The sequence below is a fragment of the Methylomonas rhizoryzae genome, from assembly GCF_008632455.1.
GTDB lineage: Bacteria > Pseudomonadota > Gammaproteobacteria > Methylococcales > Methylomonadaceae > Methylomonas > Methylomonas rhizoryzae.
The window spans coordinates 78,716-98,987 of record NZ_CP043929.1; the positions used below are offsets into that span (position 1 = coordinate 78,716).

20 protein-coding genes are annotated in these 20,272 nt (G+C 53.6%); 13 read left to right on the forward strand and 7 right to left on the reverse strand.

The window, feature by feature from the left end:
* Nucleotides 1–208 precede the first annotated feature (208 nt).
* Genes motB through nhaD form a run of 7 tightly spaced genes read right to left on the reverse strand, consistent with a single transcriptional unit; the run spans nucleotide 209 to nucleotide 6,700 of the window.
* Nucleotides 209–1,114, reverse strand: a complete 906-nt coding sequence (gene motB, locus F1E05_RS00360; RefSeq protein WP_150046024.1) for a flagellar motor protein MotB — start codon at nucleotides 1,112–1,114, stop codon at nucleotides 209–211.
* Nucleotides 1,115–1,125: 11 nt separating this feature from the next.
* Nucleotides 1,126–1,971: a flagellar motor stator protein MotA gene (gene motA, locus F1E05_RS00365; protein ID WP_150046025.1), complete on the reverse strand. Its 846-nt coding sequence runs from the start codon at nucleotides 1,969–1,971 to the stop codon at nucleotides 1,126–1,128.
* A 24-nt stretch (nucleotides 1,972–1,995) separates the two neighbouring features.
* A complete protein-coding gene (gene secF / locus F1E05_RS00370; RefSeq protein ID WP_150046026.1) occupies nucleotides 1,996–2,922 on the reverse strand; it encodes a protein translocase subunit SecF in 927 nt (308 codons plus the stop codon).
* Between the two features lie 54 nt (nucleotides 2,923–2,976).
* The gene (locus tag F1E05_RS00375; RefSeq protein WP_150046027.1) at nucleotides 2,977–4,434 is read right to left on the reverse strand and encodes a TrkH family potassium uptake protein; all 1,458 of its coding nucleotides are present in this window, start codon (nucleotides 4,432–4,434) and stop codon (nucleotides 2,977–2,979) included.
* A 39-nt stretch (nucleotides 4,435–4,473) separates the two neighbouring features.
* The gene (locus F1E05_RS00380) at nucleotides 4,474–5,034 is read right to left on the reverse strand and encodes a DedA family protein (RefSeq protein WP_150046028.1); all 561 of its coding nucleotides are present in this window, start codon (nucleotides 5,032–5,034) and stop codon (nucleotides 4,474–4,476) included.
* Between the two features lie 17 nt (nucleotides 5,035–5,051).
* Nucleotides 5,052–5,234: a Sec-independent protein translocase subunit TatA gene (locus F1E05_RS00385; RefSeq protein ID WP_150046029.1), complete on the reverse strand. Its 183-nt coding sequence runs from the start codon at nucleotides 5,232–5,234 to the stop codon at nucleotides 5,052–5,054.
* A 23-nt stretch (nucleotides 5,235–5,257) separates the two neighbouring features.
* Nucleotides 5,258–6,700, reverse strand: a complete 1,443-nt coding sequence (gene nhaD, locus F1E05_RS00390) for a sodium:proton antiporter NhaD (protein WP_150046030.1) — start codon at nucleotides 6,698–6,700, stop codon at nucleotides 5,258–5,260.
* Between the two features lie 660 nt (nucleotides 6,701–7,360).
* Between nhaD and pgaB the strand changes: the two genes are divergently transcribed.
* The 13 genes from pgaB to F1E05_RS00450 all read left to right on the forward strand — a co-directional run bounded on the left by pgaB (nucleotide 7,361) and on the right by F1E05_RS00450 (nucleotide 20,227).
* A complete protein-coding gene (pgaB, locus tag F1E05_RS00395) occupies nucleotides 7,361–9,268 on the forward strand; it encodes a poly-beta-1,6-N-acetyl-D-glucosamine N-deacetylase PgaB (RefSeq protein WP_150046031.1) in 1,908 nt (635 codons plus the stop codon).
* Nucleotides 9,269–9,273: 5 nt separating this feature from the next.
* The gene (gene pgaC / locus F1E05_RS00400; RefSeq protein ID WP_150046032.1) at nucleotides 9,274–10,623 is read left to right on the forward strand and encodes a poly-beta-1,6-N-acetyl-D-glucosamine synthase; all 1,350 of its coding nucleotides are present in this window, start codon (nucleotides 9,274–9,276) and stop codon (nucleotides 10,621–10,623) included.
* Entirely contained in the window at nucleotides 10,620–11,087 is a 468-nt protein-coding gene (gene pgaD, locus F1E05_RS00405) for a poly-beta-1,6-N-acetyl-D-glucosamine biosynthesis protein PgaD (protein WP_150046033.1), read from the forward strand. Before pgaC ends, pgaD begins: the two co-directional genes overlap by 4 nt.
* Nucleotides 11,088–11,434: 347 nt before the next feature.
* Nucleotides 11,435–12,886 (forward strand): ATP-binding protein, encoded by a 1,452-nt coding sequence (locus F1E05_RS00410; RefSeq protein WP_150046034.1) that lies wholly within the window; start codon nucleotides 11,435–11,437, stop codon nucleotides 12,884–12,886.
* Nucleotides 12,883–13,584: a response regulator gene (locus F1E05_RS00415; protein ID WP_150046035.1), complete on the forward strand. Its 702-nt coding sequence runs from the start codon at nucleotides 12,883–12,885 to the stop codon at nucleotides 13,582–13,584. Before F1E05_RS00410 ends, F1E05_RS00415 begins: the two co-directional genes overlap by 4 nt.
* 121 nt (nucleotides 13,585–13,705) lie before the next feature.
* Nucleotides 13,706–14,056, forward strand: a complete 351-nt coding sequence (locus tag F1E05_RS00420) for a Spy/CpxP family protein refolding chaperone (RefSeq protein ID WP_150046036.1) — start codon at nucleotides 13,706–13,708, stop codon at nucleotides 14,054–14,056.
* Nucleotides 14,057–14,354: 298 nt separating this feature from the next.
* The gene (locus F1E05_RS20130) at nucleotides 14,355–14,492 is read left to right on the forward strand and encodes a hypothetical protein (RefSeq protein ID WP_190303210.1); all 138 of its coding nucleotides are present in this window, start codon (nucleotides 14,355–14,357) and stop codon (nucleotides 14,490–14,492) included.
* 178 nt (nucleotides 14,493–14,670) lie between these two features.
* Nucleotides 14,671–15,330, forward strand: coding sequence for a response regulator transcription factor (locus F1E05_RS00425; RefSeq protein WP_150046037.1), 660 nt, complete (start codon nucleotides 14,671–14,673; stop codon nucleotides 15,328–15,330).
* 9 nt (nucleotides 15,331–15,339) lie between these two features.
* Nucleotides 15,340–16,734: an ATP-binding protein gene (locus F1E05_RS00430; RefSeq protein WP_150046038.1), complete on the forward strand. Its 1,395-nt coding sequence runs from the start codon at nucleotides 15,340–15,342 to the stop codon at nucleotides 16,732–16,734.
* A gap of 98 nt (nucleotides 16,735–16,832) precedes the next feature.
* A complete protein-coding gene (locus tag F1E05_RS00435; protein ID WP_190303211.1) occupies nucleotides 16,833–18,047 on the forward strand; it encodes a sialidase family protein in 1,215 nt (404 codons plus the stop codon).
* A 24-nt stretch (nucleotides 18,048–18,071) separates the two neighbouring features.
* Nucleotides 18,072–18,443 carry a copper resistance CopC family protein gene (locus tag F1E05_RS00440; RefSeq protein WP_150046040.1) on the forward strand — a complete coding sequence of 124 codons (372 nt, stop codon included), beginning with the start codon at nucleotides 18,072–18,074 and terminating at the stop codon, nucleotides 18,441–18,443.
* 24 nt (nucleotides 18,444–18,467) lie between these two features.
* A complete protein-coding gene (locus F1E05_RS00445; protein ID WP_150046041.1) occupies nucleotides 18,468–19,127 on the forward strand; it encodes a hypothetical protein in 660 nt (219 codons plus the stop codon).
* Nucleotides 19,124–20,227: a HupE/UreJ family protein gene (locus F1E05_RS00450; protein ID WP_232056728.1), complete on the forward strand. Its 1,104-nt coding sequence runs from the start codon at nucleotides 19,124–19,126 to the stop codon at nucleotides 20,225–20,227. Before F1E05_RS00445 ends, F1E05_RS00450 begins: the two co-directional genes overlap by 4 nt.
* Nucleotides 20,228–20,272: the final 45 nt, after the last annotated feature.

Here is a 20,272-nt window from a genome sequence, read left to right on the forward strand (position 1 = left end):
ACACATTTTTATCCCATTCAAGGTGAGCTCGAAGTTAGAGACGCATAACTTTGCTCGTTCCTCCGATTCTACAGCCTAGGCAAGACTTTCCCGCTGCTAGTCAACCCGGTAAACCGGCGCACTGTGCATCAGCTTGTTTTCGTTGTAATTTGCCTCAAACTCTGCCTTTTTCAGGCCTTGCAACAAAGCCAACCAAAAACATATCCCGCTATTGCCGCAAATTATCCTGAATTTGTTGCTTGTTCTGCTCAGTCAGATTGCCGCGTATCACTTGGTTTTCGGTTTTTTTATTCATCACGATGATGGAGATGCGCCGGTTCATCGGATCATTTGGCGCTTGGACGTTGTAAGGAATGCTGGACGCCAAACCGACCACCCGCAACATCTTATCCGCCGCCAACCCACCTTGAACCAATTCCCGCCGCGCGATGTTGGCTCTATCACTGGATAATTCCCAATTGGAATAACCGGCGTCGTTATCCGGGAAAGGCAAGGCGTCGGTATGGCCGTTGATGGTAATTTTATTCGGCAATTCGTTGATAACTTTGGCGATCTCTTGCAGGATCAGGCGCGCGTAGTCCTCAATGCGCGAGCTGGCCAATTTGAACATCGGCCTGTTCTTGGCGTCGATGATCTGAATTTTCAAACCTTCAGGCGTTTGTTCCAACTGAATTTGATCCCGGTACTCGGCCAATTGTGCATTTGCATCCAACATCGACTCTATTTTGTGCTGCAATTGCTCCAATTTGACCTGTTCCTGCTCTTCTGCGAGTTTTTCGATTTGCTCCTGAGTAGGTTCACTGGGAGGTTTGTCCTCACCCATGTGCACTTGTCCGGCTTCTTTGGCGGAAAGATCTTGGCCGCCGCCGGGGATAATCGCGGTACGGTCGCCTACACCTTGGCCGCCGTTTAACGATACCGAGAACGGATTTTGAAAATATTCGGAGATTCCTTGCAGCGATTTTTCATCCATTGTACCCAACAGCCACATCAATAAAAAAAATGCCATCATCGCCGTCACGAAATCGGCATAGGCGATTTTCCAAGCGCCGCCATGGTGGCCGTGTCCTGCTTTCTTTTTGATTTTTTTGATGATAATAGGATTTTCGGACATGCGCCTGAGCCTTATTTACCCGATTTCAGAAAACTTTCCATTTCGCTAAAGCTAGGGCGAACGTGATGCGGGATACTGCAGCGCATGAATTCCACCGTCATCGGCGGCGAAGTGCCTTTGGCGCAATTCAGTAGACCTTTTTGCGCACAGCGGTAAGCGTGGGCTTCCTCTTCCAACCGGTCTTCCATCACCGCGGCAACCGGACCGACAAAACCGTACGAAATTAAAATACCCAAGAAGGTACCAACCAGTGCCGCCGCAATCAATTTGCCCAATTCGGCGGGCGGAATCCCCACCGATTCCATGGTGTGGACCACGCCCATCACCGCGGCGACGATACCGAAAGCCGGCATACCGTCTCCGACCCGCTGTACAGCTTTGATAGGGGCATGACCGGTTTCATGGTGTACTTCGATTTCCGCGTCAATCAAATCCTCCAATTGATTCAAATCGACCCCGGTCAATACCATCCGTAACTTATCGCATACGAATTCCATCAAATGATGGTCGTCGGCCACCTTGCCGCCAAACACCGAACTGCCCACCGGGTCGTCCACCACTTTTTCCAACGACAGCAAGCCCTCCTTGCGGGCCTTTTGCGCCAAAGCGCTAAAACTCATCAATAAGTCCAGATAATATTCTTTGCTATAGCGGCTACCTTTCAGCGTTCCCATGCCGCCGCCGATCGCGTCCTTAATCGTACTCATCGAGTTACTGGCGACGAATGCGCCGAAGGCCGAACCGCCGATAATCAGCAGTTCGACAGGTTGTACCAGAACCCCTAAATGGCCGCCGGCCATTAAAAAGCCGCCGAGCACGCAACCTAAAATGATCACATAACCGATGATGACAAACATATTCGCCTTTAAGGTGGATAGATGTTAAGGAAGGTCGTCCAGCGTTGCTTCCTGCGCTTTAGGCAGTAAATCTTCGCGGCTCAATCCCATGCTCAACGCAAGGGAGCTGGCAATGTATATAGACGAATATGTGCCTTTTATCACGCCGATCAGCATGGCAATTGCGAATCCATGTATGGTTTTTCCGCCGAGCAATGCTAATGCCAGCAAGGTCAGAAATACGGTGAACGAAGTTAGAATGGTTCGACTCAAGGTGTCGTTCAAAGCCCGGTTGGCGATGTCGGAGATCGACTCTTGCCGACTGCTGCGCACGGTTTCGCGTATCCTGTCATAAACCACGATAGTGTCGTTGATGGAGTATCCCACCAAGGCCAGAATCGCGGATAGTACGGTCATATCGAATTCCCAGCCGAACACCGAGAAAAATCCCATGGTAATGATGGTATCGTGAAACAGAGCCGCTATCGCTCCGATCGACAATTTCCACTCGAATCGAACACTGACGTAAATCATAACGCCGATAAACGACAGTAGAATCGCGATACCACCGTCATTGAACAGATCTTCGCCGACTTGCGGCCCGACAAATTCCACCCGGCGCATATCGCCAGCTTCGGTTTGGCTGCTGTTCGCAACGTTCAAAATGCGTTCGGTCAGTTGCTTCTGCTCGATATCCGCCACCGGTTTCAGGCGAATCAATACGTCTTGCGAACTGCCGTAATGTTGAAGGTTGGCGTCTTCGAATCCTTGGCCTTCCAAAGTAGCGCGCATTTTCTCCAAATCCACCGATTGCGGATAATGTAGTTCGTAAACGCTGCCGCCGGTAAAATCGATGCCAAGGTGCATGCCGTTGACGAAAAACGAGGCAATGGAAATTAAAAATAAGGTTCCGGAGAAAAAGAACGCTAGTTTACGTTTGCCTAGAAAATCGATGGGGGTGGAAGGTTTCATGAGTAAGTTTTCGAGTAAAAGTAATGACAAAGTTCGAGCAAAGTAAACGCCGCTTCAGCTTTTCCAAAAAGTCGGGTTGAACAACATTATCAGGGTAATGACTTCCAAACGCCCCAGAAGCATGGCAATTGAGCAAATCCAGGTTTGAAAATCGCTGAGGCTAGCGTAGTTGGTTGCGGGCCCGACTTGATGCAAACCGGGGCCGGCGTTGTTGATACAAGCGAGAATGGCGCTAAGCGCGGAAATCGGCTCCATCCCGGCGAACATCAGCGTGAACGTCAGCACAACGATGGATATGAAATACAAAAAAATGAAAGCCAATACCGCGAAGATGATTTTATTGGCGACGATGGTATTGCCGATGCGGATCGGATTGATGGCGCGCGGGTGCAAAATTCTGAACATTTCCCGCCCGGCTTGTTTAATCAACAGCAAAGCGCGAAACATTTTGATGCCTCCGCCAGTCGAGCCGGTACAAGCCGTCAGACAACTCAGATACAGCATCCACCAGGGAACAAATGCCGGCCATTGATCGTAATCGACGCTGACGAAACCGCAGTCGGTCGCAATGGACACTAAATTGAAAGTAACGTGGCGTAGACTAACCAGAAACTCCGGATAAGTCTGCATCTGATACAAATACGCGCTACACAGCAAAATACTACAGGCCAAAAGTCCCAGCATGGGGAGCGCTTCCGGATCGGCAAAATAAGGCGCAACGCTACGGCGATGGAAGGCGTCGTAATGAATGGCGAAATTCATCGCCGAAATCAACATGAACACGGTCAACACCCATTCGATGGCCGGCGAATCGTAAAACCCGATACTGGCATCGTGAGTGGAAAGACCGCCTAAAGACAAGGTCGCGAACGCATGACAGATTGCGTCGAACCAACCCATACCGGCCAGTTTCAGACAAAGTATGCACAGCACAGTGATACCGGCGTAAACGAACCACAACAATCGGGCGGTTTCGGTGATACGCGGCGTCATTTTGCCGTCTTTGACAGGACCGGCGATTTCGGCTTTGTAAAGCTGCATGCCGCCGACACCCAGCAAGGGTAAAACGGCGACGGCCAATACGATAATGCCCAATCCGCCTATCCAATTCAATTCGTGGCGCCACAGGTTCAATGCCGGCGCCAATTGATCCAGTCCGCTCAATATCGTTGCGCCGGTAGTGGTAAAGCCGGATACCGTTTCGAAAAATGCGTCGGTAAACGACAAACCCGGAATGCCCCACATCAGCGGCAAGGCGGCTACCGAAGACATCAATATCCAAAAAAACGCTACCAATAAGTAGCCGTCGCGGTTCTTCAATTCACCGCGAAAGCGCATGGTCGCCAGGGATAACAAGCAACCGCTGCCGATATTCAACAACATGCCGTCCACAAAAAACGCTTCGGTACCGTCCTTGTAAATCAACGCGGCAGTAATCGGCAACAAGTACGTTAGGCCGAATACCATCAGGATCAGCCCAAGCACGAAAATTAAGTTATAAAAGCGATTCATTAGGGGGGATGGACCTGCCCTTAACAAGCGGAACGAGCTTTATTCGGTTTTTTCGGAGTTGCGGGAAGAACGCCAAAACAGAAATGCGCCGAGCACAAGCAAGCCAATGAGCAAGTGGCGCTCGTATTGTTTGATGTCGCCAAGAAAAGTATGAGCAATATCGCCGAATTCGTACCCCAGATAGCCTACGGCGATTGCCCACAACAGAGCACCTAAGCCGTTGAGTGCGAAAAATTTACCCGAATGCAAACCGCTTGCGCCGATAACGAACGGGGTTACGTTGCGTATACCGTATAAAAAACGAAAACCCAACACGATTTTAAGTGGATGCCGGTGCAGCAATTTGAATACCTTGTCGGCTTTACGGTGCCAAAGCGGGCGTTTTTCCAGAAAAGCGATACCTTTGTGGCGGCCAAGATGGAAAAACAGCTGGTCGCCGGCAAAAGTTCCCGCAAAAGCGGTACACACAACCCAGGGCAGCTGCAGATAGCCTAAGTGTGCAAAAAGACCGGCGATCACCAAGATGGTTTCGCCCTCCAGAAAAGTACCTACCAAAAGCGCCCAATAACCGTAATCGATGATCAGTTGTTGAAAATCCATATTTACAATCTATTCCTTCAATCCGATTCGTCCGGAGACCGACCGGCCTCGCTTTGCTTGGCTTCGCCTTCTTTGAGAGCTTGCCTAAAACCTTTGATTGCCCCGCCTAAATCCTCTCCCAAATTTCTTAGGCGCTTACCGCCGAAAACTACCAGTGCGATAGCTAAAACGACCAATAAATGCGGAATGCTGAAACCCATGACAACTCCTGCGCCGATAGCGCTCAAAAATACCGTTGGTTGAGCAAAAAATGCACGGCAATGCTGCCGGCAAATCCCAAAAGAATGGCCGGCATCCAACGCAAATGCCGGCTAAAGCTGTAAGCGCCTTTCATCTGCCCCAATAAACCGACGCCGGCGGCGGAACCTATTGCCAATAAGCTACCGCCGACGCCGGCCGTCAAAGTCACCAACAACCATTGGCCTTCCGAAATATCGGGATGCATGGTCAATACCGCAAACATGATGGTACCGTTATCGATGAAGGCCGACAAAATCCCGACCAGTATATTAGCGTAAGTCGGATCCATGCCCGCGTAAAGCACATCGGACATCAAAGTTAAATAACCGATGAAGCTCAAGCCGCCGACGCTAACCATAACACCGTAAAAAAACAATAGTGTGTCCCATTCCAAATCCGCCACACTTTTAAAAACGTCGAACCGCTCGGGTTTGGCCGGTTTCGGCAATTCGACGTCGAAAAACTTGTACACGTACTCGAAGCGGTTTTGTTCGGACTTCGGCTCGGTTTTCTGCAGGTAAAAACCTAGGAATTTCAGGTAAGTCAGGCCGGCCAGCATGCCGGCGACCGGCGGCAAATCCAGAAAATTCTCAAAGCACACCGCCGTAACGATGGTCAATAAAAACAGAACGACCATAGACAGAGCGCCGCGTTTCATCGGTTGGGCCACGCCGATTGCGGCCGGCTGCTGCGCCGGTATCCAAAAATGCATGATCGCGGCCGGAATCGCGAAGTTGACCACGGCGGGAATGAATAGGCTGTAAAAATCGGCAAACGGCACCACTCCGCTTTGCCAAACCAACAAGGTGGTAATGTCGCCGAACGGGCTGAACGAACCACCGGCGTTGGCCGCGACCACGATATTGATGCAGGCGATGCCTAAGAAACGCGGATTGTCTTTGCCCATGGCCATGATAACCGCACCCATCAACAAGGCGGTCGTTAAATTGTTGCACACCGACGACAGTGCAAACGACATCACCCCGGTAATCCAGAACAATTGTCGGTAACTGAAGCCCTTGCTCAACAGCCATATCCGCAAACTGTCGAATACCCCGCGGTCTTGCATGGCGTTCAAATAAGCCATGGATACCATGATGAACAAGAACAGTTCGGCATAGCCTTCCAGTACCGCTCTAAAGGCTACGCCTACTTGGGTATCGAAACCGCTGTAAACGTAATAGCCGGCTATCAGTCCCCAAATCAAACTAGCGGCCAACACCATCGGTTTGGATTTATGCAGTTCGATGACTTCTTCGATCATGGCCAGCACGTAGGCGATGGCAAATATCGCAACGGCGGCGAAGCCAATCCAATGGCCGGTTAAATCGACTCGGGATGCGGACTCTACCGAGCCCCCCGCCCAGGAAGCCACGGGAGCGGTCAAAAGTAATACAAGTGCTGAGATCAGTTGATACGGGGCCATGCCTACCCTATGCTTACGCCGTAAATAATGCGGTCAAACCGATGCGAACCCGTCCATCCTTGGCCCTCGGTTTGCGAGGCGACAGTCGAGATTGCGGTTAGTCCAAATTGGAGGAGCGGGAACCCGGACTATTTCGAGTTCCCTTCGTTAACTTTTGAATTCTATCTTAAGGGCGCAGGAACGGCCAGATACTTTAAGATGAGCAACTAAATATTTGTAAAAAGAGACTGCGCCGCTGAAAAAATATAAAATTCGCCGTCCGAATGAGGCAGGAGACAATCGGCAGATGGAATGCTACCCATAATCTATCAGCAGGCTCCCTGTGTTCTTTCCACTTAACACCAATTGATTATTGACCGAGCCGCTTCGATAAGCCCTTTGCATCCAGCCGACTCCGTGTGGCCGACGTATATAACCGGGAAATACATTTACTGCCGATTCATTAGCGTTTGCCGGCAGGGTTGCTCAAGTATACCGACAAAGTGCGACGCGCTAAGTTAGACACCACTACGACCCGGTTTTCCGCTGAACGAATCCGCCGCGGAAATAACTTCAATTGAAGTAGAACGTCTTCGCCGGGCAGCTTGACGATTAGCCTCCCTGCTACCTCCCGACTCACTACACTATAACGAGTTAATTGCCTTCCGACTAAACCAGGTTATGTTACGAATATTGATTGCTGTCTTTTTGTTATTGGCTACCGGCGTATCTTACCCGCGTGCTAACGAAGTTCCCGGATTTTTAGTACTGAATTACCACGACATATTGGAAGAGGAAGAACGCGTACCGCCGTTCGACCGCATCGCCGTCAATAAAGACCATTTAGAACAACATTTTGCCTGGCTGAAGAAAAACGATTACCGGGTAGTTAGCATTCAAGACTTGTTGGACGCCGCCAAAGGCGAGAAATCCTTACCCCCACGCGCCGTTCTGCTGACGTTCGACGACGGTTATCTGAGTTTTTACAACCGGGCCATGCCCTTGCTGAAAAAATACCGCTATCCGGCCACGCTGGCGGTGGTCGGCACTTGGCTGGAAGGGCAAGATACCGCAGGAGTCAAACCCTTGATGAGCGCGGCGCAAATCCGCGAGGTGATGGCGTCAGGCCTGGTCGAAATCGCCAGTCACAGCCACGACCTGCACCACGGCATTCCGATGAATCCGCTAGGCGACAAACACAGCGCGGTCACTTCGCGTTTGTACAATAGCGAATACGAAGAATACGAAAAAGACGAAGATTACCGAAAGCGCATATTCCAGGAAGTCGAAAAAAGCTCGGAGCGCTTGTTCCAACTGGTAGGCGTACGGCCGCGGGTCATGGTGTGGCCGTATGGCGAATACAACGCCATCGCGCTGGAAGCGGCCAAACAATACGGCATAACCTTAACCATGGGGCTTAACGACGGCAGCAATACCCTAGCCGACCTCGGCGTCATGAAGCGGCTGATGATCACCGACGACGTCAACGGCGAGCAATTCGGCCGTATCGTTACCTCCCAACGTCAGCATTTGCCGCTACGGGTCGCGCACGTGGATTTGGATTACATTTACGACGACGATAACGTGCAAACCGAGCGTAATTTGAAAGCCCTGGTGGAAAGAATCAAAGCCAGCGGCGCCAACACCGTATACTTGCAGGCGTTTTCCGACCCGGACGGCGACGGCAATGCCGACGCTTTGTACTTTAACAACCGCCATTTGCCGGTCAGGCAGGATTTGTTCAGCCACGCCGCCTTGCTACTGCGCACCAAGGCCAACGTCAAAGTCTATGCTTGGCTGCCCATCATGGCTTACAAGGCCGACGTGCCGTTGAAATGGTACGTCAAGGAATGGCGCGACGGCGGTCCGCAGTTTTCCCGCCACATCTACACCCGGCTATCGCCGTTCAATCCGGAAGCGCGGCAGTTCATCGGCGATATTTACGAAGACTTGGCCAAATATTGCGATTTTAACGGCATACTGTTTCACGACGACGGCATTTTGTCGGATTTCGAAGACGTGTCGGCGCCGGCCATGGAAGTCGCGCATACTCTGTGGGGATTGCCGGATAATTTCGATGCCTTGCACGCCACACCGGCCTCGCGCATGGCTTGGGCGCAACATAAAACCGAATGGATCGGTCAATTCACCGATTATTTGACCGACCGGGTACGTTATTACCGGCCTTACGTCAAAACCGCGCGCAATTTCTACGCCTTACCGTTACTAAAGCCCTACAGCGAAGAATGGTATGCCCAATCGTTACCGTCATTCATGAAACATTACGACTACATCGCCATCGAGGCCATGCCGTTTATGGAAGAAGCCGACAATCCCAAGCAGTGGCTGAGCGAATTGGTCAAAAAAACCGCCGAATACCCGGGCGCTATCGACAAGATGGTATTCGAGCTGCAAGCGGTGGACTGGAAAAAACAACGAGACCTGCCGATGCCGACCTTCATCGAGCAATTCGAGTTACTGAAAAAACTCGGTGCCAAGCACATCGGTTATTACCCGGACAACGTGCATCACGACCACCCCAAGCTGAGCGATTTGCAGCGTTTCTTTTCGGTCGCTAACCCGGATTGATAGTGATGAACGAATTTCTGGCGCAAGCCTGGGTGCAAAAACTGATCGACTGGTGGTTCATGAGTCGGGAGCGCTTGGAGGATATGCCTTGGCCGCTTTGGGAAGAGTGGCTGTCGCGCTTCGTATTTTATTACCCCTTGCTGATGGCCTATGTATGGATGATAGGCGGCATAATCTACTACTTACGTTGGGAAAGGCGGCCGCACAATCTGTTCAGCGACTTGCCTGAGCTGAGCGAGTTTCCGATGGTATCCATTCTGGTGCCTTGCTACAACGAGGGAGAAAACGTCAGAGAAACCATAGATTATTTGTTGCAACAGGACTACCCGAACTACGAAATCATCGCCGTCAACGACGGCAGCAAAGATAACACGTTAGCCATTTTGTGCGAATTGGCTAAACAACACGAGCGCTTGCGGGTAGTCAATCTGGCCAGCAACCAAGGCAAGGCCGTCGGCTTGCGCACCGCCGCACTGTTGGCCAACAGCGAATACTTGATCGGCATAGACGGCGATGCCTTGTTGGCGCCCAACGCCACGGCCTGGATGGTCAAACATTTTCTGGACGATCCGCACGTCGGTGCCGTCACCGGCAATCCGCGCATCCGCAACCGTTCCACCCTGCTGGGCAAAATTCAGGTCGGCGAATTTTCCGCCATCGTCGGCATGATCAAACGCGCGCAACGCGCTTACGGCCATGTATTTACCGTCTCGGGCGTGATTGCCGGTTTTCGCAAAACCGCGCTGCACGAAGTCGGCTATTGGAGCCCGGACATGGTGACCGAGGACATCGACATCAGCTGGAAAATGCAACTGGCCGGCTGGCGCATCCGTTTCGAACCCAATGCTTTGTGCTGGGTGTTGATGCCGGAGACCGTCAAAGGCTTATGGAAACAGCGCAGCCGCTGGGCGCAAGGCGGCGTTGAAGTGCTGCTGCGCTATTTTTCGCGTTTGTGGCGTTGGCGCGCGCGCGGCATGTGGCCATTATATTTGGAATGTCTGGTCAGCTTGAGTTGGGCGTTTTTAGTGGTTGGCATGTTAGCGTCTGCGCCGCTGGAATGGCTGGCGGCCAAACAACCCGCGGAAGCCCTGGAAGATTTGTCGCCGCATTGGACCAGCATGTTGCTGTGCGTCACCTGTTTGATTCAGTTTTGGGTCAGTCTGGCCATCGATTCGATATATGAAAAGCGCAGCGGCAGTAACGCGCAACATTATTATTGGATGATCTGGTATCCGATCGTGTATTGGCTGATCAACGTAGGCACCACCATCAACGGCTGCATCAAAGCCTTGCGCAAGAAAAAAGGTCAGCGCGCGGTCTGGGTTACATTGGATAGAGGTTTACGGCAAAAATGAAGCACGTCATCATCGACCAACCGCATTTGCAAAGCGCACAACAAAAACTGGGCTCGAAGCTGTTGGCACTAACGAGCTGGCTGTTGTGGCTGTATTTTTTGTTGCCGCTGTTTACTTTAGGAGGCTGGCTACTGGGCGTCAAAAGTTTATCCGACGAAATCCGCTGGTTCGGCGGCTACAAAACCTTGCTGGAACTTTTGGGCATGTATTGCGCCATCATCGTAGCGATCGGTTTGGCTTGGCTGCTGTGGTCGTTTTTTTTATCCTGGCTGCATGCCTCCATCAGGCCGCAGCCACATACCCAAGTCAGCGACGCGGATTTGTCGGCGCGCTTTCGCGTCGCGGATGCCGAACTCAAACAAGCCCGGCAGGCCGAGCTGGTTACCGTGCACTTCAACGAATACGCCGAAATCGCCCGCTTGGAATGCCAAAAAGCTGCAGCGAACCGCACCCAGGTTACTTGACTTTTCCGTTAGCCGATTCACCGGCTAGCTTATCCGAAGCGTCAAGAGCCCCCGGCCCATAATCGTTTGCCGCCGCTTCGAGTTTTGCCGTCCCGGGCTATAGGAGCAACGCGACTCGCACCTCTCCTACCCAAGGTGTACTCAGCCGGATAATCGTTCGACCGGCAACGCTGGATAGTTTCAATCGGATCAGCATGCTCAGCCTTGTTCATGCGATTTCGTCGACGAACATAACGGCATGGTTCGACCCGGGCAAAACGCTTTTTCCGCGCCGCGATTCAAGCGTTAAAATCCCAAATTTTTGCACATTTGCCGTGCAAACTAGCTAAAAGCCTTGCGAGTCATCCGTGCGCAAATCCTTACGCCTAAAATTATTTCTAACCTTTTTACTAACCACATTGTTTGTCGTGGCCGGCATGTACCTGTTTATGCGCTGGTCGTTGCAACGCGGTTTCGAAGAATTAATCGAATCCCGTCAACGCGAGCGGGTGGAAAATTTAATCGACTCGTTAAGCGAAACCTACGCCGAAACCGACAGCTGGGAAGCGTTGGGCCAAAACAAACCGCAATGGATCCATCTGCTGATGCAATCCGACCCGCGCCGCAACAGGCCGCCGCGCCCCTGGATGGCTAGAGCCTTGCTGGAACCCGGCAACCAGTGGCCGCCGCACATCGACTCCGATCACGATCGTCCGCGTCATTACATTCCTTTGGAATTACGCGCCATGTTGCTGCGAGCCGACAAAAGCTTGGTATTCGGCCGGCCGGAATTGCAGGCGCAACTAGGCCTACATCCTATCGAGTCGCACGGCCGCACCGTCGGCTATTTGGGGCTATTGCCGGGCAGACCGGACAACCACTTAAACGATATTCGTTTTATAGAGCATCAAGCACAAGCTTTCGCTTGGATTGCGCTATTGATGGTCGCTTTATCCGCCGGTCTGGCGCTGTTGCTGGCTTACGTTTTAGGCAAACCGATCAAACGTATAGCCGCGGCTGCCAAACAATTGGCGGTGGGAGCTTATTCCATCCGCTTACCGGTCGAGTCGGCCGACGAATTAGGCCAGTTAGCCCGCGACTTTAACGACATGGCCGCCGCCTTGGAACAATCCGAACTGACCAGAAGACGCTGGGTAGCCGATATTTCTCATGAATTGCGAACCCCCCTGGCCGTGCTGCAAGGCGAATTGGAAGCCTTGCAGGATGGCATTCGCCCGTTGGATGCCCAAGCGCTGGAATCGTTACTCGCCGACGTATTGCGGCTGAACCGGCTGACCGACGATTTATACCAGCTGGCATTATCCGATCAAGGTGCCTTGAGTTACCGTAAAAACGACATCGATCCCCTGCAAGTTTTGACCGGCGACCTAGCGGCTTTATTACCGGCGTTCCAGCAAAAACACATTAGCGTCGAACTGCACGATAAAACGCAACGCAATCTGCTGTTACACGCCGATCCCGACCGGCTTTCGCAACTCTTCCGTAATATATTGAATAACAGCGTCAATTACACCGATCCGGACGGCAAACTGGAAATCGGCGTTACCATCCGGGGCGAAAAACACCTGTTGATCGAATTCTCGGACAGCGCCCCCGGGGTATCCGAAGCGGATAGGCTGCATTTATTCGAACGCTTTTACCGGGTGGAAGGGTCACGCAGCAGATATTACGGCGGGGCAGGTTTGGGCTTGGCTATTTGCAGCAACATTGTAGCCGCGCATAACGGCTCTATCAGCGCTCATCCCTCTTCGTTAGGCGGTTTGGCTATCCGCATCGAACTCCCCATACAACCGCAATGAACGACACGCCCCGACTTTTAATCGTAGAAGACGAACTCAAACTGGCTCAACTAGCCGCCGATTATTTGCATAACGCAGGTTTTGACAGCCAAATTCTTACGGCCGGAGATTTGGTGTTGCCCTGGCTGCGGCAGCAGCATGCCGATTTGATCTTACTGGATCTGATGTTGCCGCGGGTAGACGGCTTAACGCTTTGCCGAGAAATTCGCAGCTTCAGCCAAGTACCCATCATCATGGTAACGGCACGGGTAGAGGAAATCGATCGCTTGCTGGGGCTGGAATTGGGGGCGGACGACTATATTTGCAAACCTTACAGCCCGCGGGAAATGGTTGCCCGGGTTAAAGCGGTGCTGCGGCGTTTGCCGCACCCGGACGCCCCAGTAGCGCCACCTTTATCGGCAACTCTGCTGCGCTTGAACGCCGATCGTTTAAGCGTGGCGGCGGCAGCCAAAGAAATCGAATTGACCGCGGTGGAATTCCAGCTGTTGCAGACCTTACAACGGCGGCCGGGACATATATTCTCCAGAGCGGTACTGATGGAGCTGATTTATCAAGATCAACGCATCGTCTCCGACCGAACCATAGACAGCCACATCAAAAAACTACGCAAAAAGCTGCAAGACCTGCTGCCGGGGCAAGAGCTGATACATTCGGTTTACGGTGCCGGCTACCGTTTCGATCCACCCGAGGCGGATTAAGCGGGCAAAATTTGCACAATCTTTCCTCAATTGCTACCAATTATTTGCGATTTTCCTCGTTAAAGTAATCACTGAAAACGGTGCTAAACCGTTGGACGTGAACTAAACCCGGAGAACCAACATGAACAAAACCATAATTGCAATCGCCTTAGCCGTTACTGTGCCGTTCGCAGTGATTGCCGCCTCTCAAACGGAGGGCGAACCCAATCAATACCACAGAGGCGATCGTATCGAACGGATGACCAAAGAACTAAACTTATCCGACCAGCAAAAAACCCAATTGAAGGACATTTTTCAGCAACATCACCAAAAGCACGAAGCGTTACGGCAGGAATTGCGCCAACAGCTACAAACCGTATTGAGTGCCGAGCAATTGGCTAAATTCGACGAAAAACGTAAAAATCGCCACGAGAAATGGCGCCACAGACCGGAAGAGCAAGACGCTCCCAAAGAGCGCGACGCGGATAACTAAGTCAATGTCCTAACGATCATGAAACGGCTGCATCGCCCCCGGCAATTCAGAGCCGGTTAGCGTTAACGGGTCATCGTCGTGACGATGGCCCGTAAACAAAATGACTTTGATAGCAACGCACATGCAAGCACCCAATCGCCCCGGCCGAATAGGCTTTCAGAACTTGCAGGTTTTACGGAATCACCATTTGCTCAGGGTACGGTTAGCGCTTGATGCGGTTCGTCCGACCGCACCCTACCGGACTCTTCGTTGAATCATGGGTAATACGTCCACATCCTGATGCGCGCTTATATCGAGGGTGCAGCGCGAGCAGCTGGATGCGGCAGGATTCAACAGCGGGCGCTTGTTGGACAGTGTCGTGGAAACGCCTGCGGCCGCCGGAATTTTGGCCGGATTCGGCGCATGGCTGGTCGATAGGATGACCGGACCGGATTGAGCGTACACGCTTTACCGCGATGAAATACCGCGCACGGTTAAATTCTCTATGCTCCGGCTGCATACGGAAACCAAATCCGATCCATTCGCCGTAGTTGAACAAGCGCAATGCCGCTCTCGGCAGTCAAGGATTAATTGTTACAATGCGCCTCTGATCAATCAAAAACTAGTGATAAATCATGCGACTGCTATTGGTAGAAGACGATGCCATTCTCGGCGACGGCTTGAAAGCCGGTTTAACCTTGGAAGGTTACGCGGTGGACTGGTTGACGGACGGCAAACAAGCCGACGAAGCGTTACGCCTGAACCATTACGACTTGGTGGTGCTGGACCTGAATCTGCCGCGCATGGACGGCCTCAGCATTCTGAAAACCCTGCGCAAACGCAAGGACAACACCCCGGTGTTGGTGTTGACCGCGCGCGACGGCGTATCCGAACGAATCGCCGGACTGGACAGCGGCGCGGACGATTTCGTCTGCAAGCCGTTCGATTTGGCCGAAGTCTGCGCCCGCTTACGGGCTCTGGCCCGCCGCAACGAAGGCCACGCGTCGCCGCTGCTGGAGCACAAAGGCGTGGTGATAGATCCGGCCGCTCACCAGGTCACCTATAACGGCGCGGCGGTGGAGTTGTCGCAAAAAGAATACGAAATTCTGAATTATCTAATGAGCCACATCGGCCACGTCACCTCGCGAGCCCGCTTGGAAGAAGCTTTATACGCCTGGGGTTCGGAGGTGGAAAGCAATGCGGTGGAAGTGCATATCCACCATTTGCGCAAGAAGTTGGAGGCCGGTTTAATCCGCACCATACGCGGCGTGGGTTACGTCATAGACCACGATTAGGGCACGGCGTTGAGATTGCGCCCGCGCTCGCTTCGCAAGCAGCTGTTGCTGTCGCTGCTGTCGTCGCTATTGCTGGTTTGGGGAGGCACTGTTTATGTCAGTTACCAGCAAACCCGCGACGAAATCACCCAATTGTTCAACGCCGACTTGGCCCAATCGGCCCGGGTAGTGCACGCCTTCGTGGAAAACTTGCTGCAACAACGGCGCCTGACCAAATTGTGGGACCAGGACAAATCGCCCGATTTGTTCTACATGCCGATCTTGGGGCATAAATACGAACGCAAGATCGCCTTTCAATTGCGCTCTGTCAAAGAAGGCGTGGTGCTGCGCTCCGAAAGCGCGCCGGAGTTTGCACTGTCACTAACCCGTAACGGCTACAGCGAAACCACCATCGACGGCCAATTGTGGCACGTGTTCAGCATCAGCACGGAAAACGGCGACTACGTGATCCACACCAGCCAGCGCGACGACATTCGCCGCGAATTGGTCAAATCGTTGGCCAACCAGCAAATCCTGGCCATGTTGTTGGCCTTACCGGTGTTGGGCCTGGTCATCTGGTGGAGCATTCGCTTAACCCTAAGACCGGTCAACCGGCTCAAGGAGCAACTGGCGGCCCGCGAGGTCAACAATCTGCAGCCCTTGCCTTTACAGGGTCTGCCCGACGAGGTGATCCCCATCGTCCAACAGTTGAACGACTTGTTCGAATTGTTGCACCGTGCTTTCGCCAATGAGCGCAATTTCACCTCCGACGCTTCGCACGAATTGAAAACCCCGCTGGCCGGGCTGATGACCCAGTTGCAAGTGGCGCAAAAAGCCCCGGACGACCGGATGCGCGCCCAAGCCTTGCAAAAATGTCAGCAAGCGGTTACCCGGATGACCCATATGGTGCAGCAATTATTGACCTTATCGCGCGTGCAGCATCAAAACCTGCAACTCGGCCGGCAGCGGGTGGACTTGAATCAAGCCATCATCAACGCCATCGCCGAATTGGAATTTTCCGCGCACGCCAAGCAGATCGAAATCGAGCTGGCGAGTCCCGGGAAGATCGAAATCGAGGCCGACGCCCAATTGCTGGGAATTTTATTGCGCAATTTATTGGACAACGCGATCAAATATACCCCGGCCGGCGGCCGAGTGTTGGCCGAACTGGTGCTGGAAAACCGACGCGTAACGCTGCACGTCCAAGACAGCGGCCCCGGCGTGGCCGACCAAGATTACGAACGCATCAGCCAGCGTTTTTACCGTTGCGTGGAAACCGCGCAAAGTGCGGAAGGCAGCGGCTTGGGCCTGTCCATCGTGCAGCGCATCATCCGCCTGCACGGCGCGGATATCGGCTTTTCCAAGGCCGAACTCGGCGGCTTGAAAGCATCTTTGAGTTTCGATGTAGCGGCAAAGACGGGCTGACCTGCATTTGCCGGTTCTGCTTTGAGCGCCGATATGGTCTAATCACGGGCCGATTTTTTGCTGTTGTGTGTACTATGCCGACTTTGATAGTTAACCGAATGCGTCGTTTTATCCCGCTGGCGCTGTTGTGTTGGATCAGTGCGTGTTCCGAACAACCCGAATTTCAAAAGAGCAACGCCGAAACCAAGCTGGAAACGGTCGAAGTGTTCGATCCCGCCGCCCTGAATCTCGGCAGCTTAATCAGCTACGATCTCTACGCCGAAGCCAACAAGCTGCATCTATTATTTGCCGCCAACAGCGCCGCCGGAGCCGCGCAGCCGGTTTACATCGGCTACAGCTATTCCGAAGACGGCGGCCATCACTGGTCGCCGGCGCAGCAGCTGGAGCAACCGAGCGTCGGGCGTTTGGAGTCGCACAACGGCAACGATCTGCAAATCGCCGCCAGCGGCGCGAATCTGCTGGCGGTATGGCAGAAAACCGGCGAGATCCCCGGCATGGGGCCGTTACAAGCGCAGTATTCCTTAGACGGCGGTAAAACCTGGGCGGCGGGCGCCAATCCGACCGGGGCGGAAACCGACCAATCGCACGCGGATTTGCTGGCCGATAAAGTCGGCCGCTTTCATTTGGTTTGGCTGGACGATAGGGACGAAAACGGTTACCAAGGCTTGCGTTACGCCCGCTCCAGCGATACCGGCCGGCGTTGGGAATATGCGCAAACCATAGACGAATCCAGTTGCTCTTGCTGTTGGAACCGATTGGCGCCGGGGCCGGCTTATCAAATCTACACCTTGTACCGCGACATGGAACCGCGCGACATGGCCTTGGTGAAATCGTCGGATAACGGCCAAACCTGGCGGCGTTTAAACCGGGTAGGGGCTTTCGACTGGATTTTCGACGGCTGCCCGCATAACGGCGGGGCGTTCAGCATTGCCGGGGACAAGGCCCACGCCTTGGTTTGGACCGGAGCGGAGCAGCGCATCGGCTTGTATTATCTCAGCTCCTCCAACGGCGGCGTCTCCTGGAGCGAACCTCTAGCTATGGGCAAACCGCAAGCCGCGTTTCATAGCGATTTGGCCCACCGCGACGAGCGCTTGTTGGCGGTTTGGGACGAGCTAGGGGAACAAGGCTCGGAAATCAAGGCCGCACTGTCTACGACCGGCGGCCGGCAATGGCTGCCGCTAAATACGTTGTCCGCGCCGGAGCATAAGGCCGGCTTCCCGCGCGCCGTGGCCACCGCAAGCGGCTTTTTCGCCGTTTGGACCGACCAGGCGCCCGGCGGCGACAAGCGACTGGCAGCCTTAATCATCCAATAACTACAACTAAAACGAGAGAGTGATATGCGTATTTCAAGTTCTATTGCGGCCGGATTGCTAGGTTTGGCCGGCTTGTGCGGCTCGCTGGCCGCCGAAGCTCACGCGATTTTGGTCAAATCGCAGCCGGCCAAAGACGAAACCGTCAGCGCGGCGCCCAAACAAATCGATTTATGGTTTAACGATCCGGTCAGAAGCCAATACAAAGCGCTGGCGGTTATCGATGCCGAAGGCAAGCGGGTCGATAACCACGACGTGGAGCAAAGTTTGACCGACGGCTCGCACATTCATGCCACGGTCGGCGATTTGCCGGCAGGTACCTACACCGTACGCTACCGGGTGGTATCCGAAGATACCCACATCGTGACCGGCAAATTTCAATTTACCGTCAAACCTTAACCTTCATACCCTCCCTTTATTCAAATGAATCGTCGTATCGCTTTTTCATTGCGCGTGCTGGTGTTAGCCGCGTTCGGGCTATTGTTGCCGGGTTGCGAACAGCTGGGCATAGGCGCTAAACAATCCAACGCTCTCGGCAACCGGCCCGATTTGGATTGCATCATCGCCAACGATTTTTACGCCGTGCATTTCAGCGCCTATCTGCAGCCCGGCAAAGAAGATTTGGCCAGCGGCAACAAGGCGGCTTTCGTGCCGTTTTGCCAACAAATTCCGCGTACCGGCAAAATGTTCTTTACTGCGGATTTGATCGACCGCGACATTCGGGAAACGCCTATCGGCATTCGCTTGGTGGAAGTGGAAAAAACCGGGCAGCCTGCGCCGGACGATGTCCGCGAGGTACGCACCCTGGTGGAGATTCCGGCCAAACTTTATCCCCGCGGTGCGGTAGAGGCGCAAGCGGAAATCGACCGAAACGGCGATTACCTGCTGTACTTCTTGATAGGCGACGCTATCGAAGAAGACGACAAATTCAAAGTGCCGTTGCAGGTTGGAACCGGCCCGGCTCAGATCCCGTGGCTGATGATAACTTCTCTGGCCGCGGCCGGCTTGTCGATCGTCGGCTTGTTGATTTGGCTGGTGCTGCGCAGCAAACGGCGCTCGGTCACGCTGGAAGGCGGCGAATGATGCAGACCGGCCAGTTTACTGCGCGGCTATTGCCGCGCTACGTTTTATTGTGGTGTACGGTATTCCTGGTGCCGGCTTGGGCCCATCCGCCCGGCTTGAGCTCGCTGGAGCTGAGCCTGCAAGCCGGACAACTGGCGGTGAAAGCCACGTTTGCCTTGCAAGACATCGAAGCGTTCGCGCCGATGGACAGCGACTTGGACGCCGAAGTCAGCGATGCGGAACGCGACGCCGCCAAACCGGCAGTCGCCGCGTTCGTCGCCGGCAAGCTGGCCATCGCGGCGGACGGCGTACAACTGGCGCCCGAAGAGCCCGGCAGCGTGGATTACGACGCGCAGAACAACGCCCACGTGCAGTTGCGCTATCAACCGGCACCCAAGCAAACGCTGGCGCTCGAGTCGAAGTTTTTAGCCGAGCTGCCGGAAGGGCATCAGCAGTTTTTACAAATTCGCAGCGCCGACGGCCGCATCCTGCAGGAAAAGATGCTAAGCCGGACCGACGATAAGCTGCAAATGTCCGTGTCCGACGGCGGCGATAGCGGCTGGGCCACAGTATTTTCGGCCTTTTTCAAGCTCGGGGTGGAACACATCGTCACCGGTTACGACCACTTGTTGTTCTTGTTCGCGTTATTGGCGGTTACCCATAGCTTTTGGCCGGCGATTAAAATCATTACCTTTTTCACCGTCGCCCATTCGCTTACCCTGGCGTTGGCCGGTTTGAATCTAATCACCTTGCCGAGCAGTTTCGTCGAGCCGTTTATCGCCGCGACCATCGTCTATGTGGCGCTGGAAAACCTGATCCGCGGCGACCAGCCCAAAGGCCGGCATTGGTTAACCTTCTCTTTCGGCTTGATCCACGGTTTCGGCTTCGCCAGCGTGCTGCAAGAACTGGAGATAGGCACGGCCTCCAGCGGCATCTTGTTACCCTTGCTGTCTTTCAACCTCGGCATAGAAACCGGCCAAATCGCCGTGGCCGCTACAGTCTTGCCCATCATTTGGCAGTTGAACGGCAAAACCGAACGGGCGCCGGTTTTTTTGAAAGCAGGTTCCATGCTGGTGGCCTTGCTGGGTGGGTATTGGTTTTTGGAGCGTACCGTGTTGTAAACCGCGCGTCTGACCGAGATTAGGATGCTTTCGATCAGCAGTGCC